Source organism: Klebsiella grimontii (assembly GCF_900200035.1).
In the GTDB taxonomy this organism is placed as follows: Bacteria; Pseudomonadota; Gammaproteobacteria; order Enterobacterales; family Enterobacteriaceae; genus Klebsiella; species Klebsiella grimontii.
This window is the reverse complement of record NZ_FZTC01000012.1, coordinates 1-22,830: the sequence shown is the minus strand read 5'-3', so window position 1 is coordinate 22,830 and position 22,830 is coordinate 1. Positions and strand designations below refer to the sequence as shown.

23 protein-coding genes and 1 other annotated feature are annotated in these 22,830 nt (G+C 53.0%); of the genes, 14 read left to right on the top strand and 9 right to left on the bottom strand.

Annotation, left to right across the window (positions count from 1 at the left end):
• Positions 1–69 precede the first annotated feature (69 nt).
• On the bottom strand, positions 70–948 hold the full coding sequence (gene nadK / locus KOSB73_RS04375) for an NAD(+) kinase (protein ID WP_004104646.1): 879 nt from the start codon (positions 946–948) through the stop codon (positions 70–72).
• 124 nt (positions 949–1,072) lie between these two features.
• Here nadK and grpE point away from each other — a divergent pair, with 124 nt between their 5' ends.
• A complete protein-coding gene (grpE, locus tag KOSB73_RS04365; protein ID WP_004123793.1) occupies positions 1,073–1,663 on the top strand; it encodes a nucleotide exchange factor GrpE in 591 nt (196 codons plus the stop codon).
• A gap of 65 nt (positions 1,664–1,728) precedes the next feature.
• Here the strand turns inward: grpE and KOSB73_RS04360 are convergent, their stop codons facing one another.
• Both KOSB73_RS04360 and KOSB73_RS04355 read right to left on the bottom strand, forming a co-directional pair.
• Positions 1,729–3,018 (bottom strand): HlyC/CorC family transporter, encoded by a 1,290-nt coding sequence (locus tag KOSB73_RS04360; RefSeq protein ID WP_004853327.1) that lies wholly within the window; start codon positions 3,016–3,018, stop codon positions 1,729–1,731.
• Positions 3,019–3,036: 18 nt separating this feature from the next.
• Complete coding sequence (locus KOSB73_RS04355) at positions 3,037–3,828, bottom strand: cytochrome C assembly family protein (RefSeq protein ID WP_004123787.1); 792 nt, start codon at positions 3,826–3,828, stop codon at positions 3,037–3,039.
• A 164-nt stretch (positions 3,829–3,992) separates the two neighbouring features.
• Between KOSB73_RS04355 and ffh the strand changes: the two genes are divergently transcribed.
• From ffh to KOSB73_RS04320, 7 genes are all read left to right on the top strand, one after another.
• Positions 3,993–5,360 (top strand): signal recognition particle protein, encoded by a 1,368-nt coding sequence (gene ffh, locus KOSB73_RS04350; protein WP_004123779.1) that lies wholly within the window; start codon positions 3,993–3,995, stop codon positions 5,358–5,360.
• Between the two features lie 214 nt (positions 5,361–5,574).
• On the top strand, positions 5,575–5,823 hold the full coding sequence (rpsP, locus tag KOSB73_RS04345) for a 30S ribosomal protein S16 (RefSeq protein ID WP_004123777.1): 249 nt from the start codon (positions 5,575–5,577) through the stop codon (positions 5,821–5,823).
• 18 nt (positions 5,824–5,841) lie between these two features.
• Positions 5,842–6,390: a ribosome maturation factor RimM gene (rimM, locus tag KOSB73_RS04340; protein WP_004123774.1), complete on the top strand. Its 549-nt coding sequence runs from the start codon at positions 5,842–5,844 to the stop codon at positions 6,388–6,390.
• Between the two features lie 46 nt (positions 6,391–6,436).
• Positions 6,437–7,204: a tRNA (guanosine(37)-N1)-methyltransferase TrmD gene (trmD, locus tag KOSB73_RS04335; protein ID WP_004104636.1), complete on the top strand. Its 768-nt coding sequence runs from the start codon at positions 6,437–6,439 to the stop codon at positions 7,202–7,204.
• 39 nt (positions 7,205–7,243) lie between these two features.
• The gene (gene rplS, locus KOSB73_RS04330; RefSeq protein WP_004104634.1) at positions 7,244–7,591 is read left to right on the top strand and encodes a 50S ribosomal protein L19; all 348 of its coding nucleotides are present in this window, start codon (positions 7,244–7,246) and stop codon (positions 7,589–7,591) included.
• Positions 7,592–7,711: 120 nt separating this feature from the next.
• A complete protein-coding gene (locus KOSB73_RS04325) occupies positions 7,712–8,149 on the top strand; it encodes a DUF2946 domain-containing protein (protein WP_049086775.1) in 438 nt (145 codons plus the stop codon).
• A 54-nt stretch (positions 8,150–8,203) separates the two neighbouring features.
• Positions 8,204–9,574, top strand: a complete 1,371-nt coding sequence (locus tag KOSB73_RS04320; protein ID WP_049086776.1) for a PepSY-associated TM helix domain-containing protein — start codon at positions 8,204–8,206, stop codon at positions 9,572–9,574.
• Between the two features lie 5 nt (positions 9,575–9,579).
• Here KOSB73_RS04320 and KOSB73_RS04315 read toward each other — a convergent pair whose 3' ends face one another.
• From KOSB73_RS04315 to yfiR, 3 genes are read right to left on the bottom strand one after another with little or no spacing between them, the layout of a single operon-like run.
• Positions 9,580–10,062: an OmpA family protein gene (locus KOSB73_RS04315; RefSeq protein WP_004136929.1), complete on the bottom strand. Its 483-nt coding sequence runs from the start codon at positions 10,060–10,062 to the stop codon at positions 9,580–9,582.
• Between the two features lie 11 nt (positions 10,063–10,073).
• Positions 10,074–11,297 (bottom strand): diguanylate cyclase DgcN/YfiN, encoded by a 1,224-nt coding sequence (gene dgcN / locus KOSB73_RS04310; protein WP_004136930.1) that lies wholly within the window; start codon positions 11,295–11,297, stop codon positions 10,074–10,076.
• Positions 11,290–11,799 (bottom strand): regulatory sequestration protein YfiR, encoded by a 510-nt coding sequence (gene yfiR / locus KOSB73_RS04305; RefSeq protein ID WP_049250678.1) that lies wholly within the window; start codon positions 11,797–11,799, stop codon positions 11,290–11,292. Before yfiR ends, dgcN begins: the two co-directional genes overlap by 8 nt.
• Before the next feature lie 344 nt (positions 11,800–12,143).
• Between yfiR and aroF the strand changes: the two genes are divergently transcribed.
• From aroF to KOSB73_RS04290, 3 genes are all read left to right on the top strand, one after another.
• Complete coding sequence (aroF, locus tag KOSB73_RS04300; protein WP_004136932.1) at positions 12,144–13,214, top strand: 3-deoxy-7-phosphoheptulonate synthase AroF; 1,071 nt, start codon at positions 12,144–12,146, stop codon at positions 13,212–13,214.
• Between the two features lie 9 nt (positions 13,215–13,223).
• Positions 13,224–14,345 carry a bifunctional chorismate mutase/prephenate dehydrogenase gene (gene tyrA / locus KOSB73_RS04295; protein ID WP_004136934.1) on the top strand — a complete coding sequence of 374 codons (1,122 nt, stop codon included), beginning with the start codon at positions 13,224–13,226 and terminating at the stop codon, positions 14,343–14,345.
• A 67-nt stretch (positions 14,346–14,412) separates the two neighbouring features.
• Positions 14,413–15,285: an SMP-30/gluconolactonase/LRE family protein gene (locus KOSB73_RS04290; protein ID WP_004136936.1), complete on the top strand. Its 873-nt coding sequence runs from the start codon at positions 14,413–14,415 to the stop codon at positions 15,283–15,285.
• On the opposite strand, the gene pheA is transcribed toward KOSB73_RS04290, so the two are convergent.
• The 3 genes from pheA to bamD form a co-directional block, all read right to left on the bottom strand.
• On the bottom strand, positions 15,282–16,442 hold the full coding sequence (pheA, locus tag KOSB73_RS04285; RefSeq protein WP_064410925.1) for a bifunctional chorismate mutase/prephenate dehydratase: 1,161 nt from the start codon (positions 16,440–16,442) through the stop codon (positions 15,282–15,284). The two genes, KOSB73_RS04290 and pheA, sit on opposite strands and share 4 nt — an antisense overlap.
• Positions 16,443–16,472: 30 nt before the next feature.
• Positions 16,473–16,597 (bottom strand) — a sequence feature (Phe leader region).
• A gap of 106 nt (positions 16,598–16,703) precedes the next feature.
• On the bottom strand, positions 16,704–17,039 hold the full coding sequence (raiA, locus tag KOSB73_RS04280; RefSeq protein WP_004104616.1) for a ribosome-associated translation inhibitor RaiA: 336 nt from the start codon (positions 17,037–17,039) through the stop codon (positions 16,704–16,706).
• Positions 17,040–17,310: 271 nt separating this feature from the next.
• Entirely contained in the window at positions 17,311–18,048 is a 738-nt protein-coding gene (gene bamD / locus KOSB73_RS04275) for an outer membrane protein assembly factor BamD (protein ID WP_004123741.1), read from the bottom strand.
• Positions 18,049–18,180: 132 nt separating this feature from the next.
• Between bamD and rluD the strand changes: the two genes are divergently transcribed.
• The 3 genes from rluD (at position 18,181) to clpB (ending at position 22,590) form a co-directional block, all read left to right on the top strand.
• Entirely contained in the window at positions 18,181–19,161 is a 981-nt protein-coding gene (gene rluD / locus KOSB73_RS04270) for a 23S rRNA pseudouridine(1911/1915/1917) synthase RluD (protein WP_004123738.1), read from the top strand.
• On the top strand, positions 19,158–19,889 hold the full coding sequence (yfiH, locus tag KOSB73_RS04265; protein ID WP_004136947.1) for a purine nucleoside phosphorylase YfiH: 732 nt from the start codon (positions 19,158–19,160) through the stop codon (positions 19,887–19,889). Before rluD ends, yfiH begins: the two co-directional genes overlap by 4 nt.
• Positions 19,890–20,016: 127 nt before the next feature.
• On the top strand, positions 20,017–22,590 hold the full coding sequence (clpB, locus tag KOSB73_RS04260) for an ATP-dependent chaperone ClpB (protein WP_024358389.1): 2,574 nt from the start codon (positions 20,017–20,019) through the stop codon (positions 22,588–22,590).
• The last annotated feature ends 240 nt before the right edge of the window (positions 22,591–22,830 follow it).

Here is a 22,830-nt window from a genome sequence, read left to right as displayed (position 1 = left end):
AAAAACCATTACTGTGTTTTCGTACAGTATAATCTGGTTTTTTATCCAGTAAAGGGGCTGGCTATAAAATCAGAACAATTTTTTCGACCAGCCAAGCTTGGTGCTTAATGTATTGAAATAGCTGTAATCTTTTGGATGGATGAGATTAAGGTGATAATCACAGCGGCGGATCAGCACATCTTCACCATCCTGAATTGGAAGCGCTATCTGGCTATCGCAGCTAATTTCGAGGTCGCTACAGCGTTGAGAAAAGCGCAGGCGAATGGTGCTGTCACCATTGATCACCAGCGGGCGTGCCGAGAGCGTATGCGGGAACATGGGGACCAGGGTGATAGCATCCAGTGAAGGCGTGAGAATCGGCCCTCCGGCAGAGAGTGAATAAGCCGTGGAGCCGGTGGGCGTGGAGATAATCAGGCCATCGGAGCGCTGAGAGAAAGCAAACACCTCATCAATGTAAACTTCAAACTCAATCATATGCGCCACTTTGCCGGGGTGCAGGACAACTTCATTAATTGCCGTGCTGATGCGCTTCTGGCAATCCTGCTGACACACCTGAGCTTCCAGCAGAAAGCGTTTTTCGGCGATATAGTGGCCTTCGAGCACATCGGCGAGCTGCTGTAGCGCGTTATCCGGGTCGAGATCGGTCAGAAAACCGAGGTTGCCGCGGTTAATCCCAATAACGTTAATGTCGTAGCGCGCCAGCGTACGCGCTGCGCCGAGCATATTGCCATCGCCGCCAACCACGACGGCCAGGTCTGCCTGTTGGCCAATTTCGGCCAGCGTCCCGGTCTTCACATTGCTGAGCTGCAGTTCATGCGCGATTTGCTGCTCAACCAGCACTTCATAACCTTTGCTGGACAGCCAGCGCCAGAGCATTTCATGTGTGGTCAGCGCGGTTGGGTGACGAGGGTGTCCCACAATGCCTATACACTTGAAGTGGTTCTTCATGATCTGGATGTCCTTGCGTTAAATGAATAGTGACAATCTGGCCGCGTTCCCTTGAAACCAGGAAACTGATCCCCATAATAAGCGAAGTTAGCGAGATGAATGCGAAAAAAACGCGGAGAAATTCATGAGTAGTAAAGAACAGAAAACGCCTGAGGGGCAAGCCCCGGAAGAAATTATCACGGAGCAGCACGACGACGTTGAGGCGGTAGAGCCTGAGGTTTCGGCTGAGCAGGTGGATCCGCGCGATGAAAAAATTGCGAATCTGGAAGCTCAGCTTGCTGAAGCGCAGAAGCGCGAACGTGAAGTATTGCTGCGTGCGAAAGCTGATGAAGATAACCTGCGCCGCCGTACCGAGCTGGATATCGAAAAAGCGCATAAGTTTGCGCTGGAGAAATTCGTCAACGAGCTGCTGCCGGTCATCGACAGCCTGGATCGCGCGCTGGAAGTCGCTGATAAAGCTAACCCGGATATGGCGCCGATGGTTGAAGGCATCGAACTGACGCTGAAGTCCATGCTCGACGTGGTACGTAAGTTCGGCGTGGAAGTGATTGGCGATACGAACGTGCCGCTGGATCCGAACGTCCATCAGGCCATTGCGATGGTTGAGTCCGAAGACGTCGCGCCAGGCAACGTGCTGGGCGTTATGCAAAAGGGTTATACCCTGAACGGTCGTACTATTCGCGCGGCGATGGTCACCGTCGCGAAAGCGAAGTAAATAAGCGAAACGGCTACCGCGAGGTGGCCGTTTTTCTATTCCCTTCTGCCAGTCCGCAGGGGGGGCTATGACTCAGCCACGCTCTCGCGAATGGGTTTAACCGGCATCACCTTCACCCGTTTAATCATATTCTCCTGAACATCAAGAATATCGATATCATACTGTTCAATGCGTACGCGGGTACCCGGAGCGGGGATCTCTTCGAGTGCTTCGAGGATGATACCGTTAATGGTTCGCGCTTCATCTTCCGGGAGATGCCAGTTAAATGCCTTGTTGATTTCCCGTACGTTGGCGGTTCCATCGATAATCACTGAGCCATCATTAAGCGGCGTCACCTCTTCAGCAAGCGTAGGCGACATTGAAGTCGTAAAATCGCCGACGATCTCTTCGAGGATATCCTCAACCGTAACCAGTCCCTGAATGTCGCCATATTCATCAACGACCAGACCCACTTTCTTTTTATTGCGCTGGAATTTCACCAGCTGCGTACTGAGCGGCGTTCCTTCCGGCACGAAGTAAATTTCATCGGCGGCGCGCAGCATGACTTCTTTTGTGAACTCTTTTTTCTCGGTCATCAGGCGATAAGCTTCGCGTACCCGCAGCATGCTGATGGCATCGTCCAGCGTGTCGCGGTACAGCACGATGCGCCCGTGCGGAGAGTGAGTCAGCTGGCGGACAATGGATTTCCAGTCGTCGTTAATATTGATACCGACAATATCGTTGCGCGGGACCATGATGTCGTCAACGCTGACTTTCTCGAGGTCCAGCACGGAGAGCAGCATGTCCTGATTGCGGCGGGAGATCTGCGAACGTGATTCATTAACGATAGTACGCAGCTCATCTTTGCTTAATGCCCCGCTAATGACAATGTCGGTTTTAATGCCCATCATGCGCATCAGAATGCGGGTAATCGTGTTGAGCAACCACACCAGCGGCATCATCAGTATTTGCAGCGGCGCAAGCAGGAGGCTGCTGGGATAGGCGACCTTTTCCGGATAGAGCGCCGCAATGGTTTTTGGCAGCACTTCGGCAAACACCAGCACCACAAACGTCAGGACGCCGGTGGCAATGGCGACGCCGGCATCGCCGTACAGGCGCATGCCCACAATGGTGCCCAACGCCGAGGCAAGAATGTTGACGAGGTTATTGCCAATGAGAACCAGGCTAATGAGACGGTCAGGCTTACGCAGGAGCTTTTCGACGCGTTTTGCCTGACGATTGCCCTGCTTGGCCATATGACGCAGGCGATAGCGGTTTAGCGTCATCATGCCGGTTTCTGAACCGGAGAAATAGGCGGAGATAACCACCATGACGATCAGCGTCACGATCAGCGTGGTGGTGGAGATATGTTCCACTTGGGCTTCCTTAAAGACTTAGCTCATGAACTGTTGCAATACGCGGCTACCAAAGTAGGCCAGCGTCAGCAGCCCTGCGCCAGTCACGTTAAACCAGACGACCCGGCGTCCGCGCCACCCTTCATGATAGTGGCCCCAAAGCAGGACGATATAAACGAACCACGCAATAATAGACAGTACTGCTTTATCAATGTTTTCCGCGCTAAACAGGTTGTGCATATAAAACAACCCGGTGCACAGCGTCAGGGTTAATAGCACCACGCCTATCTGGGTGATATGGAACATTTTACGTTCAATGCTCATCAGCGGCGGCATTTCGCTACTGAAGGTCAACTTTTTATTCTTCAACTGATAATCAATCCACGCCAGCTGCAGAGCGTAAAGCGCAGCGATAATCAGCGTAGCATAAGAAAAGAGCGACAGGCCGATATGGACCAACATCCCCGGCGTGGTTTCCAGATGCGTGATGTACTCGTTCGGCATAAAGGTCGCGAACGCGAGGTTGATTAAGGCGAAGGTGTAGACAATGGGCAGCAATAGCCAGCCGCGATTACGCGAAGCGACGATGGTCATCACCGTACAGATCATCAGGCTGACCAGCGATCCCACGTTTAATAGACTGAGGTTCTGCCCGCTTTCGCCGCCGGGAAAAATGCGTGACTCTAGCGCGAAGGCGTGACAAATCAACGCAATAGTTGCGGAAAGAATCGCCATCCGCCGCCAGCTGCTGTTTTTTTGCAGCAGGCCAGGGACGATCAGCGCGAGGCTGATGGAGTAGGCGACAAGAGCGAGTAGAGCAAAAACAGGCATATGGGCGTCGACTGTTGACTAAATAGTAAAGAGAAGCAGTATAGCGTCACGCGACTCTGGCTCCAACCGTTGCAGCACATTCGCGTTTATGTCGTGTTATACTGCGCCCATTCCGTTTTTGTGTCGCTGCGGCGACCGACCGTTTCCACCTCAGGCGAGAGACAATGTTTGATAATTTAACCGATCGTTTGTCGCGTACGCTGCGCAACATTAGCGGCCGCGGACGCCTTACTGAAGACAATATTAAAGATACCCTGCGCGAAGTGCGTATGGCGCTGCTGGAGGCGGACGTTGCTCTGCCTGTGGTACGTGACTTCATCAACCGCGTAAAAGAAAGCGCGGTAGGTCATGAAGTCAACAAAAGCCTGACCCCGGGCCAGGAGTTCGTCAAAATCGTGCGCAACGAACTGGTTGCCGCGATGGGCGAAGAGAACCAGGCGCTGGATTTAGCCGCGCAACCGCCAGCCGTGGTGCTGATGGCCGGTTTGCAGGGGGCGGGTAAAACCACCAGCGTCGCGAAGCTGGGTAAGTTCCTGCGTGAAAAGCACAAGAAGAAAGTGCTGGTGGTTTCCGCTGACGTCTATCGCCCTGCGGCGATCAAGCAGCTGGAAACGCTGGCCGAGCAGGTTAGCGTTGATTTCTTCCCGTCTGACGTAGGTCAGAAGCCGGTTGATATCGTTAATGCCGCGCTGAAGGAAGCGAAGCTCAAATTCTACGACGTGCTGCTGGTGGATACCGCCGGTCGTCTGCACGTTGATGAAGCGATGATGGATGAGATTAAGCAGGTTCATGCGTCTCTCAATCCAGTAGAAACCCTGTTTGTTGTCGATGCGATGACCGGCCAGGATGCGGCGAACACGGCGAAAGCGTTTAACGAGGCCCTGCCGTTGACCGGGGTCGTGCTGACCAAAGTGGACGGCGACGCCCGCGGCGGTGCGGCGCTGTCGATTCGTCATATCACCGGCAAGCCGATTAAATTCCTTGGCGTTGGCGAGAAAACCGAAGCGCTGGAGCCGTTCCACCCGGACCGTATCGCTTCCCGTATTCTCGGCATGGGCGACGTTCTGTCGCTGATCGAAGATATCGAAAGTAAGGTTGACCGTGCGCAGGCTGAAAAGCTGGCTTCCAAACTGAAAAAAGGCGACGGTTTTGATCTCACCGATTTCCTTGAACAGCTGCGGCAGATGAAAAACATGGGCGGTATGGCCAGCCTGATGGGCAAGCTGCCGGGCATGGGACAGATACCGGACAACGTTAAATCGCAGATGGACGATAAGGTGCTGGTGCGTATGGAAGCCATCATCAACTCGATGACGCTGAAAGAGCGCGCGAAACCGGAAATTATTAAAGGTTCGCGCAAGCGCCGCATCGCCGCAGGCTGCGGAATGCAGGTGCAGGATGTGAACCGTCTGCTCAAACAGTTTGACGATATGCAGCGCATGATGAAGAAGATGAAGTCGAAAGGCGGCATGATGAAGATGATGCGCGGAATGAAAGGTATGATGCCGCCTGGGTTCCCCGGGGGGCGATAGTATCGTCGCTATTTTGCTGTCGGGCGCGCTTCTTTTTTTATCCATTGTTGGCGCGCTCTGGCTCAGTTACCCCATTTAGGGGGCCTTCCACGGCAGAGTTTATAACTGCTGATTGCAATTTCCCCAGAAATCAGTAAAATTTTCGGGCTTTTAATATGACACCGGGCTCCGTTCCTCGATGGGGCCCGGTGTTTTATTCACACAAGAGGATGTTATGGTTACTATTCGTTTAGCACGTCACGGCGCGAAAAAGCGTCCGTTCTACCAGGTTGTTGTTACCGACAGCCGTAATGCACGCAACGGTCGCTTCATTGAGCGCGTTGGTTTCTTCAACCCGATCGCTTCTGCGACCGAAGAAGGAACTCGTCTGGATCTGGATCGTATCGCTCACTGGGTTGGCCTGGGCGCTACTGTTTCCGATCGCGTAGCTGCGCTGATCAAAGCCGCTAACAAAGCAGCTTAATCTGTCACGGTGGTCATGATGAGCAAGCAACACACCGCACAAGCACCTGTTGAACCGATTGTATTAGGCAAGATGGGTTCTTCCTACGGTATCCGTGGTTGGCTCAGAGTGTTTTCCTCCACCGAAGACGCCGAAAGCATTTTTGACTATCAGCCCTGGTTTATCCAGAAGGCGGGTCAGTGGCAGGTTGTTGAGCTGGAAAGCTGGCGCCACCACAATCAGGATATCGTCATTAAGCTGAAAGGCATTGACGATCGCGATGCAGCGAATCTTTTGACTAATTGCGAAATTGTCGTGGATTCATCGCAGCTGCCTGCGCTTGAAGAGGGTGACTATTACTGGAAAGACCTGATGGGCTGCCAGGTAGTGACCACTGAAGGCTATGGTCTCGGTAAAGTCATCGATATGATGGAAACTGGATCTAATGACGTTCTCGTCATCAAGGCAAACCTGAAAGATGCATTTGGTATCAAGGAGCGGCTGGTTCCGTTCCTCGATGGGCAGGTTATCAAGAAAGTCGATCTCGCTACTCGTACTATCGAAGTAGATTGGGATCCTGGTTTTTAAATTCTCCGGATAAACGGTAAAAAAACGGCGCTATGGGGATTGGCTTGTGTTTATAGGTATCGTTAGCCTGTTTCCTGAAATGTTCCGCGCAATTACCGATTACGGGGTAACTGGCCGGGCAGTAAAAAATGGCCTGCTGAGCATCCAGAGCTGGAGTCCTCGTGATTTCGCTCATGACCGGCACCGTACCGTGGACGATCGTCCTTACGGCGGCGGACCGGGGATGTTAATGATGGTGCAACCTTTACGGGATGCCATTCATGCAGCAAAAGCCGCGGCAGGTGAAGGCGCAAAGGTGATTTATCTTTCACCTCAGGGACGCAAGCTTGATCAAGCGGGCGTCAGCGAACTGGCAACCAATCAGAAGCTGATTTTGGTATGCGGTCGCTACGAAGGCGTAGATGAGCGCGTAATTCAGACCGAGATTGATGAAGAATGGTCAATCGGCGATTACGTTCTCAGCGGTGGCGAGCTACCGGCAATGACGCTGATTGACTCCGTTTCCCGGTTTATTCCGGGGGTTCTGGGTCATGAAGCTTCAGCAATCGAGGACTCTTTTGCTGAAGGATTGCTGGATTGCCCGCACTATACGCGGCCTGAAGTGTTAGAAGGTATGGAAGTACCGCCGGTATTGCTGTCGGGAAACCACGCTGAGATACGTCGCTGGCGTCTGAAGCAGTCGCTGGGCCGGACCTGGCTTAGAAGACCTGAACTTTTGGAAAACCTGGCTCTGACTGAAGAGCAAGCAAGGTTGCTGGCGGAGTTCAAAAAGGAACTCGCGCAACAGCAGCATAAACATGATGGGATGGCGTAAGCCCCCAATATCAGTTTACCCAGGATAAGAGATTAAATTATGAGCAACATTATTAAGCAACTTGAACAAGAACAGATGAAGCAGGACGTACCTTCCTTCCGTCCGGGTGATACCGTGGAAGTGAAAGTATGGGTTGTTGAAGGTTCCAAAAAACGTCTGCAGGCATTCGAGGGCGTGGTTATCGCTATTCGTAACCGCGGTCTGCACTCTGCATTCACTGTTCGTAAAATTTCCAACGGCGAAGGCGTTGAGCGTGTCTTCCAGACTCACTCTCCGGTAGTTGACAGCATTTCTGTCAAACGTCGTGGTGCTGTACGTAAAGCTAAACTGTACTACCTGCGTGAGCGTACCGGTAAGTCTGCTCGTATCAAAGAGCGTCTTAACTAAGATTCGCTTTCGCGACATCCTGAATGAGAGGGCTGGCCTGATGGGCTGGCCCTTTTTTTATCTTTATTTTAACCATTTTATTGTGAATCATTTACAATACGGCCCTTATTCGGAGGGGCGGTGGTCAGCGATATTCTTCATCAATCAGCATCTCAACGGCGGGCCGCATGGCTGGCGCTGTTTGCGATCGCGCTGATCGTGGTGGCGCCGTTGATCTCAGTCGCTTTGCAAAAAGATCCGATGAGCGGGATGCACCACGCAATGATGACGATGGCGGAAGATGCGCCATTACATCAGATGGCGATGATGCACGCCGACGCTTCGACGCCGCAACGCTCGCACGGCGTACCGCTCGATCATGCTGAAGCCTGTGGCTACTGCGTGCTGTTAGCTCACGTGCCAGGCCTGATTTTCGCGCTGATGCTGCTGCTTGTCATGGTGCTTCGACGCCAGCGGGTCCCTGTTAGCCGACCAGTACACAAACACTGGCATTACTTTCCCTGGCTTTATCCTCTTACCCGAGCGCCGCCGCGTCCGTCTGCTTTCCCCCTTACATAAAAAATAACCTGCGCACTGCGCAACGTTCTCTTTTGCTTTTAAAAAAGGAAAAGTATGACTACCTGCACCTCGCGCGCGGCATGGCTGAACCTGCTGCGGCGTCTTCATTTCTATATCGGACTGTTTATTGGACCGTTTATTTTTGCGGCGGCTCTGACCGGTACGCTATATGTCGCCACTCCACAGCTGGAAAGCTGGCTCTATCAGAATGCGCTTCGCGGTACGCTCAGTGGAGAAAAACAGCCGCTCAGCGCGCAAATTACCGTAGCAACAGAGGCTATACAGGGAAACCTGCGCCTGCATGCGGTACGCCCGGGGATACTGGCTGGCGATACTACCCGAGTGATGTTTATTGACCCGAACCTTGGCGAGTCGGAAACGCGGGCAATTTTTGTCGATCCGGTGACGTTAAGCGTGAAAGGAGATCTGCCGGTTTACGGTACCAGCGGTATTTTGCCGCTGCGTCAGTGGATTGATTATGCCCACCGCTCATTGCTCCTGGGGAGCGTTGGCCGCCTGTACAGCGAGCTCGCTGCGTCCTGGATGTGGGTTGCCGCTCTCGGTGGGATCGCGCTGTGGTCGATGACCCGCCCGCGTCGTCGCATTAACAATAAGATGCAGAATAGCCGCCGCCTGCATGTCTCTCTCGGATGGGCATTGCTGGTCGGTATGCTCATATTCTCTGCGACCGGTTTAACCTGGTCACAATGGGCCGGTGGTAACGTCGATAAGATGCGCGCCGCCTTTGGTTGGCTGACGCCACAGGTGAATACGCAGCTGGAAAGCGCCGTTCCGGCAGTTCACGATTCGCATGCGGAACATCATATGGGAAGCAAGATGATGGGCGAGGCGGCATCGCCGCTGCGCGTAGAGGAGTTTGACAAGATTCTGCTGGCCGCACGCGCTGCGGGGTTGGATGCCGGCAAGCTGGAGATTCGACCGCCGTCGGGCCCCGGGCGCGCGTGGACGGTAAATGAAATCGACAGAAGCTGGCCAACCCAGGTTGATGCTGTCGCGATCGAGGGGTCAACGATGCGGATCGTGGACCGTACGCATTTTTCCGACTTTCCGCTCATGGCCAAGCTGACCCGCTGGGGGGTTGATTTCCATATGGGAATTTTGTTCGGCCTTGTTAATCAGCTATTGCTTATCGCGTTCGGAACCGCACTCTGCGTGATGATAGTGGTGGGATACCGCTTGTGGTGGATCCGCCGCCCGGCGCGCGCGGCGGCTAACCCGGCCAATACGTTGATACAGGCGTGGTTTGGATTAGCATGGCCCGCTCGTCTGCTGACTGCCGTTATTGCGGTGTTGTTGGGGGTAGCGCTGCCGTTAATGGGGGGCAGTCTCGCGCTATGTCTCGCCGTTGATTATCTGCGCTGGCGCGCAGCAACGGCGATGTTAGAGGCTAAATCAGTCGAATAGGTTGTTTAAGGCGTGCTGATAACCACCGTGACGCGGCGGTTTTCAGCGCGTCCTTTCGCGGTATCGTTACTGGCTATCGGATACTTTTTCCCGAGTCCGCGAGTAGTCAAATTGGCGCGCGGAATATTCGCCCCTTCGGCCCATGCATCCGCAACGCTGTTGGCGCGCTTAAGCGATAACATTTCGTTGTAGCCATCTTCGCCGTAATTATCAGTATGGCCTTCGAGGCGGCTGTGGGTAATACCGGTGGTGGCCAGGCGTGAAGCCATCGTGCGGATTTGCTGCTTGCTATCGGCACGCAGGTGGTAATCATTTTTATCAAATAAGATGGTATCAGATATTCCTAATGACCAGTCGCCGTTGGTTTCAGTAAAGCCGTATGACTTCATTGCTGCAATTTGTTCTGCAGAGAATTTTCCTTGCGGAGCCTGGCAGCCGCTAAGAAAAATTGCGGCAAGTAAAGCAGGTGCAAAATATTTCCCAATCATGGTGATTCCTTTTATTTTTGCGTTTGCTGCAAGCGCTGGTGTTTCATCCGATACATATTTTGATCGGCAAGCTCTTGCAGATTTTCCGCGGAGGCATGTTCCCAGGTTAAAGCGTATCCAATACTCAGTGACAGACTGGTGGTGTGGCCATTGTGGAGATTAAATGGCTGGATAAACTGTTCGGACAACGCACGGCACAGGGCCTGAACTTCGGTCTCTGAATGCACATCGCGTAGCAGAATGGCAAATTCATCGCCGCCGAGACGCCACGCCTGATGCTGTTTGCCGACAAAGGCCATCAGGCGGCTCGCGACTTCAATTAACACTTTATCGCCAGCTGCGTGGCCCCAGTTATCGTTAATAAGCTTGAAGTTATCGCCATCAAGAAATAACAGCGCGGAACTACTGTGGACGGTTTCGTCTTTCATCAGCTCATTAATGACATTACGGAAAGCCGCTCTGTTAGCCAGACCGGTTAACGGATCGTGCAATGAACTGCGCAGGAGCTGGGCATTTTTAGCCTGAAGCTGCCGCTGCCAGTCCTCCATTTCGCCCAATAGGCTATTAAAGTCCTGGGCAAACAGGTGGAATTCTTCAATGCGTTCTTCGGGGACCCGGCGAGAAAAATGGCGATTTTCGCGAATGTCATGCACCACTTCGGTAATGCTCTGTAACGCAGCCACAATGCCGCGGTGCAGCGAGTGGGTCAGGAGCAAGGCGATGCAGGAAGCAAGAAAAATGCTGCCGGTGAGCACAATAATTGAGATGCCAAGAAAATAGCTAATCAGCCGGTCCAGCGCGGTCAGACGGAGTTCACCGATGATTTTCCCCTGGTGCCAGATAGGCTGTACCGTGGGGTCAGGGAATAGCCATTTGCTGATAACGTCGCTGATTTTATCCTGCCTGACCAGCCGCTCGTTATGCCATGAGGCGAAGGGCTTTTGTCGGCCATCGACCAGAATGGCTTTGGAGAATTGCCCCTGTCTTCCCAGCGTGGCCAGCGTATCTTCAGCCGCTGCGCTATCGCCAAAAACGAGCGCGGCTTCCAGGCTGCGGCCCATGGTAGCGGCGGTAAGCTCCAGGTTTTTTTGTGCGTATTGCTTAAGTGTGAATATGGAAGCGGCGCAGAGTAACAGCCAGACCAGTGTCATAGAGATCACCACGCTTATCATGCTGATACGGCGCAGCGCTCTTTTAAATGTGGGGCGCGGGGCCTGAGAAAAATCCTTATTCATGTGATGTTTTCCGGGCAAGCATCAGCACCTCGGGATTAACCCGAACGCCGCTGTGCGTCAGTACATCCAGATTTACGGAAAATCTGACTCTCTCATTGTTTATAAGCAGGCAAAAAGCGCTGCCAATAGAGCAATCGGTGTTTTGTTCCGCAATAAGTAATAGGGGCCGGTTTCCATATTTGGCCGTAAATTCAGACTGTTGGATCGGTGATTCACTGCCAAAATAAAAACCATCGCAGGTCGTCTGTAAGGCTTCTTCTGTATTACGAACAATCACGGGTTTATAAGGCAATATTTCCGGTGCTTCTTCGGCCAGGCTATGGATATAACGTGATGTCGAAAAAATACATAGCCTTGGAGGACCTGATAATTGCGGCCAGCGTGTATAAGTCACGATCCCCGAAACGATCGTCCGAACATTTTCAGACGGTCCGGAGGCAACAGCAGAGATACCCACGAGTGATAGTACTAAAGTCAAAAAGAGACGGTGAAGAACAGTCATTACGGTTCCGTCAGGTTGTCATTGCGTGGGGGATGCAGATTGCTGAAACCCGGGCGAAGAATAGCATTATTGATGAAAAGCGTCATTAGCCAGCCTCGCCGCTTTAAGATAATTCTCACCAGGATTTTTCGTAAAAGAATCGCTTTTAAAAAGGGAGTAACGGGCGTTAAATCGCCATGTGTAAATAATAATGTACAATAAAAAGGGAGTTTAGCGCGATTTAATTTCCACGTGTAAAGTAAAATTTACGGAATATGGATTGAAATCTTTACTTTGTGTGGTATCGTTACGTCATCCTCGCTGAGGCAATAACTATCGCAAACGAGCTATACAGGATCGCAATCATGCAAAAAGACGCGCTGAACAACGTACATATTACCGATGAACAGGTTTTGATCACTCCGGATCAGTTAAAAGCTGAATTCCCTTTGAGCGTTGAGCAGGAAGCGCAGATCGCGCACTCTCGGCAGACCATCTCTGACATCATCGCCGGTCGCGATCCGCGCTTGCTGGTGGTGTGTGGTCCTTGCTCAATTCACGATCCTGAAACCGCCATTGAGTACGCTCGTCGTTTTAAAGCTCTTGCCGCAGAGGTCAGCGATAGCCTCTATCTGGTCATGCGCGTCTATTTTGAAAAACCCCGTACCACCGTTGGCTGGAAAGGGCTGATTAACGATCCGCATATGGATGGTTCTTTTGATGTGGAAGGCGGCCTGAAGATTGCGCGTCATCTGCTGGTTGAACTGGTCAATATGGGGCTACCGTTGGCGACGGAAGCGTTGGATCCAAATAGTCCTCAGTACCTCGGCGATCTGTTTAGCTGGTCCGCTATCGGCGCGCGTACGACGGAATCCCAGACTCACCGCGAAATGGCTTCAGGCCTGTCGATGCCGGTTGGGTTTAAAAACGGCACCGACGGTAGCCTTGCCACCGCCATTAACGCGATGCGCGCTGCCGCAATGCCGCACCGTTTCGTCGGCATCAACCAGGCTGGACAGGTGTGCCTGCTGCAAACCCAGGGCAACCCGAACGGTCACGTCATTTTGCGCGGTGGGAAAGCGCCAAACTATGGCCCGGAAGACGTCGCGAAGTGCGAAAAAGAGATGACTCAGGCGGGACTGAAGCCTTCCCTGATGGTAGATTGCAGCCATGGGAATTCGAATAAAGACTACCGCCGTCAGCCCGCGGTTGCGGAATCCGTGGTCGCGCAGATCAAAGATGGTAACCGTTCCATTATTGGTCTGATGATTGAGAGCAATATCCACGAAGGTAATCAGTCCTCTGAGCAGCCGCGTTGCGATATGAAATACGGCGTCTCGGTGACCGATGCCTGCATTAGTTGGGAAACCACCGATGCGCTGCTCCGCGAACTTGATAAGGATCTGCGAGGCCATCTGGCGGCTCGTCTGGCGTAAGAGGATTGTATGGTTGCTGAACTGACCGCGTTACGCGATCAAATTGATGAAGTCGATAAAGCGCTGCTGGAGCTGCTGGCGAAGCGCCTGGAGCTGGTAGCGCAAGTCGGAGAGGTTAAAAGCCATTATGGCCTGCCGATTTACGTCCCTGAGCGTGAATCGGCGATGCTGGCCTCCCGCCGTGAGGAGGCTGCTGCGCTTGGGGTTCCGCCGGATCTTATCGAAGATGTCCTGCGTCGCGTCATGCGTGAGTCTTATTCCAGCGAAAACGATAAAGGTTTTAAAACGCTTTATCCGAACCTGCGTCCGGTCGTTATTGTCGGCGGCGGCGGGCAAATGGGGCGTCTGTTTGAGAAAATGCTGACGCTTTCCGGATATCAGGTTCGTATCCTGGAGAAAGACGACTGGTCGCGGGCGGACGAGATTGTCGCCGATGCCGGTATGGTTATCGTCAGCGTGCCGATTCATATCACGGCGGCGACGATTGCTCAGCTGCCTCCGCTGCCGGCGGACTGCATCCTGGTCGATTTGGCTTCGGTGAAAGCGGAACCGCTGCAGGCGATGCTGGCTGCGCATAAAGGTCCGGTATTGGGTCTGCATCCTATGTTTGGTCCTGATAGCGGCAGCCTGGCGAAGCAGGTAGTGGTGTATTGCGATGGCCGCCAGCCTGAGGCCTACCAGTGGTTTCTTGAGCAAATTCAGGTCTGGGGCGCTCGGTTGCATCGTATCAGCGCCGTCGAACACGACCAGAACATGGCCTTTATTCAGGCGTTGCGCCACTTTGCTACCTTCGCTTATGGCCTGCATCTGGCCGAAGAGAACGTGCGTCTTGAGCAACTTTTAGCGCTCTCGTCGCCAATTTATCGTCTGGAGCTGGCGATGGTTGGCCGACTGTTTGCCCAGGATCCGCAGCTCTACGCTGACATTATTATGTCCTCGGAAAATAACCTGGCGCTGATTAAGCGATACTACCAGCGTTTCGGTGAAGCTATCGGCCTGCTGGAGCAGGGGGATAAACAGGCGTTTATCGATAGCTTCCGTAAGGTTGAACACTGGTTCGGGGACTATGCCCAGCGCTTCCAGAGCGAAAGCCGGACGTTGCTGCGCCAGGCGAATGATAATCGGCAGTAAGGCGTAAAACGCGTATACAATAAAGCCAGAGGGGTGACCCGCTGGCTTTTTTATAGGGATGAAAACGATGGCTGAACCACAACCGCTGTTTGATTATACCGGGCATTTACCGGAGTGTCCGACCTGGAGCGAAGCCGAACAGGCCTTGTACTGGGCCGATATTATGGAGTGCGAGATTCATCGTTACGACGTGCGGACGGGTGAACATCAGGTATTACAGTTTCCCGAGGAGCCCGGTTGTTTTGCCCTGCGCGCGAAGGGCGGTTTTATCGTCGCTTTACGTAGCGGTATCTGGCTCACGGATGCGCATGGCCTGCTGCAGCGAAAAGTCTGCGATAACCCCAGCAATCCGCAATTAGCACGCTTTAATGATGGCGGAACCGATCGCGACGGCCGTTTTTATGCCGGAACTTTCTGGGGGCCGGGCGATTTTAACGGCGCGCTCTTGATGCGCATCGATAGCGATCTCTCCCCGCAGGTTATCCAGTGCGATATTCACGGCGCTAACGGTCTGGCGTTTAGCGAAGACAAGCGTTGGATGTATACCTCGGATACGCCGAATGCCGTTATCTATCGAACACCTCTCGATAAGCGGGGCGAGGCGGGGAAACGCGAGGTCTTTCGCCGTTTTCATCCGGGTGAGGGAATTCCTGATGGCGCGGCCATCGATGCTGAAGGTTGCTACTGGAGCGCGATGTTTGACGGTTGGCGTATTGCCCGCTTTTCACCGACGGGCGAGCAGCTGGAGGAGCATCGTTTACCGGTGCGTTGCCCGACGATGGTCTGTTTTGGCGGAACGGATATGAAGACGCTCTATATCACCACCACGCGGGAGAATATGGATGCTGAGGAAGTGGCGAAATATCCGCTTTCCGGGGCCATCTTCACCCTGCCGGTTAGCGTGGCAGGGATGAAGAAATTGCCGTTTATAGAGCGTTAAACCGGATCGACCGGTACCACGTTTTCGCTGGCATAACAGCCCAGCACCTTCATGGAACGGGTTATCTCGGCCAGCTCTTTTAAGGCTTTACGCATGGGCAGTGATTCCAGGTTGGCCTGGATATCCAGATAAAACATCTCTTCCCACGGATTACCGTGAATGGGACGCGACTCCAGCTTGGTCATAATCAGGTTATGGTTTCGCAGCACCAGCAGCGCTTCTACCAGGGCCCCGGCTTGCTGGCCGGTGGCCATCAACAGCGTGGTTTTTGCGGGAACCTGATCGGAGACTTCCACCGCTTTACGCGCCAGAACCAGGAAGCGGGTGATATTTTGCGTTTGGTTAGCCTGACAATGTTCCAGTACCTGCAAACCGTGCAGCGCTCCGCCTGCTTCGCTGCCCAGGGCGGCCACGGTCGGCGAATTAGCCTGAGCGACTTTTTCCATCGCTGAGGAGGTGCTATCGGTATATTCAATATTCCAGTGCGGATAGCGGCTGAGGTACTGGCTGCACTGCTGGAACGGCTGCGGATGGCTGTAGACCGTCGTAATCTGTTGCGCGTCGGTGGATGTTGAAACCAGCACGCAGTGATCGATAGGCAGAGTCAGCTCGCCGACGATAGATAAAGTAGTGTGCTGCAGAAGATCGTAAACATCATTGATGCCGCCGGAGCTGGTATTTTCAATAGGGACCACGGCATAGTCGGCCTGGCCCGTCTCCACTTGCTCAAAGATATCGGCGAATTTCGCACAGCCGCTTTCGATAAACTGTTCAAAGTGGCGGGCGGCATACTGGCGGGCCGCAAGATGCGAATATGAACCTTTCGGTCCGAGAAACGCCACGCGGGCGGAGTGCGGATTGATTTTATTGAGGTGCTGCTGCAGTAGCGTTTGTTGGGTAAGGACCGAGTCTTCAATGATCAGCTGGAACAGGCGCGTGATGTAGTGGGCATCGAGATGATGTTTTTTTCCCAACGTCATCAGGCGTTCCAGCAGGTCCCGCTCGCGGTCGATATCCCGCACCGGGCGATGCGATGCCAGCTTGGCTTTTCCTACCTCTACGGCCAGGCCGCGGCGTTCCGCCAGCAGCGCCAGCAGCTTCTCATCCAGAGCGCTGATCTTATCGCGTAGCGCCAGTAATGGGTTTTCCTCGGTCATATGTGTTGCCTTTCTTGTTATTGATTATCAATAAAAAAGGCCTCCCGTTTGGGAGGCCTTGTTGTTCGTCTTCGCATTCTTTATCACACGACGAATTGCCTCCCATTCAGGGGAAGGTAAAAAAGAATGCGAAGAAGAACAGGTTCGGTTGCATGATGAATTCCTTGAGTTAGTGGGGATTACAGTACCTGTACTGTTTTCACTCTGTCAATAAAAAACGCGCCCGGAGGCGCGTGGCATGACACAAGCTTAAGTTAAGGATTACTCTTCTTCTTCCACAAAGCCTGCCTCTTTCACCGATGTGGCGGCGCGGCGGGCTTCCCCTTTGTGCTGCACTTTATTGAGCTGCCGTTCCAGCTTGTTGATCAATTCGTTGATTGCGGCATACATGTCTTCGTGCCGCGCGCTGGCAACCAGATGCCCGTTTGGCGTATTGATGGTGGCGTCAGCGACAAAACCCTGCGGCTCCTTAGAGAGGATGATGTGCGGGTTAATTAAGTGGGTTTGCCATTTATCCAGTTTGGCGAGACGGTCTGCGACGTGCTGGCGGATTGCCGGAGTAATTTCCATTTGTTTACTGGTAATGTTCATTGTCATAAATTTTACCTCTTGTCTTTCCCGTCTTGGTGAACTCAGCATACCTCGCCCAATGTCAAAATGCGTGATTTAAATCACATTTTATTGTCACTTTTTGTCAACAAATCTGTTTTGTGAGACAGGACAGGAACAGGTGAGATTTTACTTGTGGAAAGGAAGAAAGAGAGCCATATTTGATGAGTTAACTCGGCGCTAAACCGCTTCAGCTGAGCTATTTAACGAATAAAAAAACGGCAGCCATTTGGCTGCCGTTTTGCTTATCTAAGGACTATCAGGTGTTCTTGCTGTTGGCCGCAATAATTTTCGCAACCTTGTCAGCCTGCGCGTTCATCTGCATCTGACGGTAGGCGTTTTCCATCTTCGGCAGCGCATCGCGGGTGGCCTGCGTATCCGGATAGTTACGCAGCATGCCGTCTACGCGGTTAACTACCGCAACCCATGCGCCACGATCGGTGTAGTAATCCACTACCGACAGCTCGTACTTCGCCAGACGATCCTTCAGGAACACCATACGTTTATAGGCGTCAGTAGAGTACTGGCTGTTGGGATAGCCACGAACCAGTTTGGAGAAGTCGTTAAAGGCATCGCGCGCGTGTTGCGGGTCGCGGTCAGAACGGTCGACGCCGAAGAAGCCCTGCAGCGCACTGTCATCCAACGCCATATTTGTCAGACCACGCATATAAATAACGTAATCAATGTTAGGATGGGTCGGGTTCAGGCGCACAAAGCGATCGATAGCGGCCTGAGCCAGCGGTAGATCGGCGTTTTTGTAGTACGCATAAATCAGGTCCAACTGTACCTGTTGGGAATAAGGTCCAAAGGGATAACGGTTATCCAACGCTTCCAGTTGCGTTATTGCCTGTTTCCAGTTACCGTCCTGCAGCTTTTGCTGAGCGGTCGCGTAGATCTCATTCGGCGGATTATCGGGCACCTCCTCCTTTGAGCCAGAGCAACCCACCAAAGCCAGGCTCAGTGTGGCTGCTGCCACCAGGTATTTCATGCGCGTCATGACGTTTTGACTTCCTCAAAATGTTTATGCGGGAGAATCTCTGTTCCTGCTCCCGATTAAGACCAGCTACAATAGCACACTATATTAAACGGCAAAGCCGTAAAACCCAACGTTAAAACGAAGAAGCTGTATATGGCACAACGAGTACAACTCAACGCAACGGTGTCCGAAAATCAACTCGGACAACGCTTAGATCAGGCTTTGGCCGAATTGTTCCCGGATTATTCGCGTTCGCGCATAAAAGAATGGATCCTTGACCAGAGAGTGCTGGTAAACGGCTGCGTCAGCGACAAGCCGAAAGAGAAAGTGCTGGGGGGAGAGACGATTGCTATCGATGTTGAAATCGAAGAAGAAGTCCGTTTCCAACCGCAGGATATTCCGCTCAATATCGTTTATGAAGATGATGACATCCTCGTAATTAATAAACCGCGCGATTTAGTTGTGCACCCCGGCGCGGGCAACCCTGACGGTACTGTGCTGAATGCGCTGTTGCACTACTATCCGGCCATTGCTGACGTGCCGCGGGCGGGGATCGTGCACCGTCTTGATAAAGACACCACCGGTTTAATGGTGGTAGCAAAGACTATCCCAGCGCAAACCCGGCTGGTGGAATCCCTGCAGCTGCGTGAAATTACCCGTGAATATGAAGCGGTGGCGATTGGTCATATGACGGCTGGCGGAACGGTTGAAGAACCGATTAGCCGTCACCCGACCAAGCGTACGCATATGGCGGTACATCCCATGGGGAAACCGGCGGTGACGCACTATCGGATCATGGAGCATTTTCGCATTCATACTCGTTTGCGTTTGCGCCTCGAGACCGGTCGTACGCACCAGATTCGCGTGCACATGGCGCACATCACCCATCCGCTGGTGGGCGATCAGGTTTATGGGGGACGCCCGCGTCCGCCTAAAGGTGCGTCGGAAGAGTTCATCACTGCTCTGCGTAAGTTCGACCGCCAGGCTCTCCACGCCACGATGCTGCGCTTATACCATCCGATCAGCGGTATTGAGATGGAATGGCATGCGCCAATTCCGCAGGATATGGTTGATTTGATCGATGCCATGCGCGCTGATTTTGAAACTCATAAAGACGATATCGACTGGTTATGACTAAAGTGATTGTACCGCAATGGCCGATGCCGGAAGGCGTGGCTGCCTGTAGTTCCACGCGCGTTGGCGGGGTGAGTTTATCGCCATACGATTCACTTAACCTCGGCGCTCATTGCGGAGACAATCTGCAGCACGTAGAAGAGAATCGTCGGCGCATGTTCGCCGCCGGCGGTCTGCCGTCATACCCGGTGTGGCTGGAACAGGTTCACGGTACGGCAGTGTTGAAACTCGACGGCGGGCCGTACGCTTCAAAGCGCGCGGATGCGTCATACTGCAATGTGCCGGGTACGGTATGCGCGGTAATGACCGCAGATTGCCTGCCGGTGCTTTTTTGTAACCGCGCGGGTACGGAAGTTGCGGCTGCTCATGCCGGCTGGCGAGGTCTTTGCGAAGGCGTGCTGGAAGAAACCGTTGCCTGTTTTGCCGATAGCCCGGAAAACATTATGGCCTGGCTTGGCCCCGCCATCGGGCCGGATGCGTTTGAGGTCGGCCCGGAAGTGCGCGAAGCCTTTGTGACAAAAGATGCTCAAGCGGAGCGCGCATTTCGCCCTGCGGGTGAGAAGTATTTTGCTGATATCTATCAGCTTGCTCGTCAGCGTCTGACGGGCGTTGGCGTTGAGCAGATTTTTGGCGGCGACCGCTGCACCCTCAGCGAAAAAGATGATTTTTTCTCTTATCGTCGCGACAAGACGACGGGTCGTATGGCAAGTTTCATCTGGCTGATATAACCTGCCGAGCTAAGACGATCCAGAAGGCAAACTTATTTTTGCATAGTTCAGGTCTTTAACCTTGAATAATTGAGGGATGACCTCATTTAATCTCCAGTAGCAAATTTGACCTGTTATGGGAGGAGTTATGCGTCTGGATCGTCTTACCAATAAATTCCAGCTTGCTCTTGCCGATGCCCAGTCTCTTGCGCTTGGGCACGACAACCAATTCATCGAACCTCTTCATCTAATGAGCGCCTTGCTGAATCAGGAAGGGGGATCGGTACGTCCTTTATTAACTTCGGCTGGCATTAACGCCGGAGAGTTACGCACCAATATTGAACAGGCGTTGAGCCGATTGCCGCAGGTGGAAGGTACCGGTGGCGATGTTCAACCGTCCCAGGATTTAGTGCGTATCCTTAACCTTTGCGACAAGCTGGCGCAAAAGAGAAAGGACAACTTTATTTCGTCAGAACTGTTCGTTCTGGCGGTACTTGAATCCCGCGGCACGCTGACCGACCTTTTAAAATCCGCCGGAGCCACAACCGCTAACGTGAGTCAGGCGATTGAACAAATGCGCGGAGGTGAAAGCGTGAACGATCAGGGAGCCGAAGACCAACGTCAGGCTTTGAAAAAATTTACCGTCGATCTAACCGAACGTGCCGAGCAGGGTAAGCTTGACCCGGTGATTGGCCGTGATGAAGAAATTCGTCGAACGATTCAGGTTCTGCAGCGTCGTACCAAAAATAACCCGGTGCTTATTGGTGAACCCGGCGTAGGTAAAACGGCCATTGTTGAAGGACTGGCGCAGCGGATCGTCAATGGTGAAGTACCGGAAGGATTGAAGGGGCGTCGGGTCCTGGCGCTCGATATGGGCGCGCTAGTGGCGGGTGCCAAGTATCGCGGTGAGTTTGAAGAACGCTTAAAAGGCGTGCTAAACGATCTCGCCAAGCAGGAAGGCAACGTCATCCTGTTTATCGATGAGCTGCACACGATGGTGGGCGCAGGTAAAGCAGACGGTGCCATGGACGCCGGGAATATGCTGAAACCGGCGCTGGCGCGTGGTGAGCTGCACTGCGTGGGCGCCACGACGCTGGATGAATATCGCCAGTACATTGAGAAAGACGCCGCGCTGGAGCGTCGTTTCCAGAAAGTGTTCGTTGCGGAACCGACGGTTGAAGATACCATTGCGATTTTGCGTGGTCTGAAAGAACGTTATGAACTGCACCACCACGTGCAGATCACTGACCCGGCGATTGTAGCGGCGGCTACGCTGTCCCACCGTTATATCGCTGACCGACAGCTGCCGGACAAAGCTATTGACCTGATCGATGAAGCTGCATCCAGTATCCGTATGCAGATTGACTCAAAACCGGAAGAGCTGGACAGACTCGATCGACGCATCATTCAGCTCAAGCTGGAACAGCAGGCGCTGAAGAAAGAGTCTGATGAAGCCAGCATTAAGCGGTTGGATATGCTGAATGAGGAACTGGCGGATAAAGAGCGTCAATATTCAGTCTTAGAAGAAGAGTGGAAGGCTGAAAAAGCGTCGCTCTCCGGCACCCAGACGATTAAGGCCGAGCTGGAACAGGCTAAAATCGCGATTGAGCAGGCGCGTCGCGTCGGCGATCTGGCGCGGATGTCCGAGCTGCAGTACGGCAAGATCCCGGAACTGGAAAAACAGCTGGCGGCGGCAACGCAGTCTGAAGGCAAGACGATGCGCCTGCTGCGGAATAAAGTCACGGATGCGGAAATCGCGGAAGTGTTGGCTCGTTGGACGGGGATTCCGGTTGCGAGAATGCTCGAAGGCGAACGTGAGAAGCTGCTGCGTATGGAGCAGGAGCTGCATAGCCGCGTTATTGGTCAGAACGAAGCGGTTGAAGCGGTATCGAATGCGATCCGCCGTAGTCGTGCCGGGTTATCCGATCCTAACCGTCCGATTGGCTCGTTCCTGTTCCTCGGTCCTACTGGGGTAGGTAAAACAGAACTCTGTAAAGCGCTGGCTAACTTTATGTTTGACAGCGACGATGCAATGGTACGTATCGACATGTCAGAGTTTATGGAGAAACATTCCGTTTCACGTCTGGTTGGGGCGCCTCCGGGATACGTCGGTTATGAAGAAGGTGGCTATCTCACTGAGGCGGTCCGCCGTCGTCCTTATTCCGTCATCCTGCTGGATGAAGTGGAAAAAGCGCATCCGGATGTCTTTAACATTCTGCTGCAGGTACTGGACGATGGACGTTTGACTGACGGGCAGGGGAGAACGGTCGACTTCCGCAATACGGTTGTCATTATGACCTCCAACCTCGGTTCGGATCTCATTCAGGAACGTTTTGGTGCGCTGGATTACAGTCACATGAAAGATCTGGTGCTGGGTGTGGTTAGTCAAAGCTTCCGCCCGGAGTTTATCAACCGTATTGATGAAGTGGTTGTCTTCCACCCGTTAGGTGAAAAACACATTGCTTCTATTGCGCAGATTCAGCTGCAGCGGTTGTATAAACGACTGGAGGAGCGCGGCTACGAAGTCCACCTCTCTGATGAGGCGCTGAAGCTGCTGAGCGAAAATGGGTACGATCCGGTTTATGGCGCACGTCCTCTGAAACGTGCTATTCAGCAGCAGATCGAAAACCCCCTGGCACAGCAGATTCTTTCCGGTGAGCTGATACCAGGTAAAGAAGTGCAGCTGGTCGTGAAAAATGACCGGATAGTGGCAGTGCAGTAAATCACAAAACAGCAAAAACGGGCCCCCTGGGCTCGTTTTTGTTTAAAAACCAGGCAATAATTTAATCTCAGCCGATATTTTGGCCGAAAATTAAGCAGGTGAGGTTTTTTTTTAAAATTCCCCTTGCCACTTCAGAATTACTCCCTATAATGCGCCTCCACTGACACGGAACAACGGCACGCAAGCCGCAGGGTCAGCGGGCTTCAGCGATGAATACCGGCAGAGAAAAGCGAAATTAAA

Bases quoted from the DNA above. Each gene is read 5' to 3' on its own strand.
- rpsP (WP_004123777.1), top strand. From the start codon at position 5,575: ATGGTTACTATTCGTTTAGCACGTCACGGCGCGAAAAAGCGTCCGTTC.
- raiA (WP_004104616.1), bottom strand. From the start codon at position 17,039: ATGACAATGAACATTACCAGTAAACAAATGGAAATTACTCCGGCAATC.
- rluD (WP_004123738.1), top strand. From the start codon at position 18,181: ATGGCACAACGAGTACAACTCAACGCAACGGTGTCCGAAAATCAACTC.
- dgcN (WP_004136930.1), bottom strand. From the start codon at position 11,297: ATGAATAAGGATTTTTCTCAGGCCCCGCGCCCCACATTTAAAAGAGCG.
- grpE (WP_004123793.1), top strand. From the start codon at position 1,073: ATGAGTAGTAAAGAACAGAAAACGCCTGAGGGGCAAGCCCCGGAAGAA.
- pheA (WP_064410925.1), bottom strand. From the start codon at position 16,442: ATGACCGAGGAAAACCCATTACTGGCGCTACGCGATAAGATCAGCGCT.
- ffh (WP_004123779.1), top strand. From the start codon at position 3,993: ATGTTTGATAATTTAACCGATCGTTTGTCGCGTACGCTGCGCAACATT.
- rimM (WP_004123774.1), top strand. From the start codon at position 5,842: ATGAGCAAGCAACACACCGCACAAGCACCTGTTGAACCGATTGTATTA.
- tyrA (WP_004136934.1), top strand. From the start codon at position 13,224: ATGGTTGCTGAACTGACCGCGTTACGCGATCAAATTGATGAAGTCGAT.
- rplS (WP_004104634.1), top strand. From the start codon at position 7,244: ATGAGCAACATTATTAAGCAACTTGAACAAGAACAGATGAAGCAGGAC.
- aroF (WP_004136932.1), top strand. From the start codon at position 12,144: ATGCAAAAAGACGCGCTGAACAACGTACATATTACCGATGAACAGGTT.
- KOSB73_RS04315 (WP_004136929.1), bottom strand. From the start codon at position 10,062: ATGATTGGGAAATATTTTGCACCTGCTTTACTTGCCGCAATTTTTCTT.
- yfiH (WP_004136947.1), top strand. From the start codon at position 19,158: ATGACTAAAGTGATTGTACCGCAATGGCCGATGCCGGAAGGCGTGGCT.
- KOSB73_RS04355 (WP_004123787.1), bottom strand. From the start codon at position 3,828: ATGCCTGTTTTTGCTCTACTCGCTCTTGTCGCCTACTCCATCAGCCTC.
- bamD (WP_004123741.1), bottom strand. From the start codon at position 18,048: ATGACGCGCATGAAATACCTGGTGGCAGCAGCCACACTGAGCCTGGCT.
- nadK (WP_004104646.1), bottom strand. From the start codon at position 948: ATGAAGAACCACTTCAAGTGTATAGGCATTGTGGGACACCCTCGTCAC.
- yfiR (WP_049250678.1), bottom strand. From the start codon at position 11,799: ATGACTGTTCTTCACCGTCTCTTTTTGACTTTAGTACTATCACTCGTG.
- KOSB73_RS04290 (WP_004136936.1), top strand. From the start codon at position 14,413: ATGGCTGAACCACAACCGCTGTTTGATTATACCGGGCATTTACCGGAG.
- KOSB73_RS04320 (WP_049086776.1), top strand. From the start codon at position 8,204: ATGACTACCTGCACCTCGCGCGCGGCATGGCTGAACCTGCTGCGGCGT.
- clpB (WP_024358389.1), top strand. From the start codon at position 20,017: ATGCGTCTGGATCGTCTTACCAATAAATTCCAGCTTGCTCTTGCCGAT.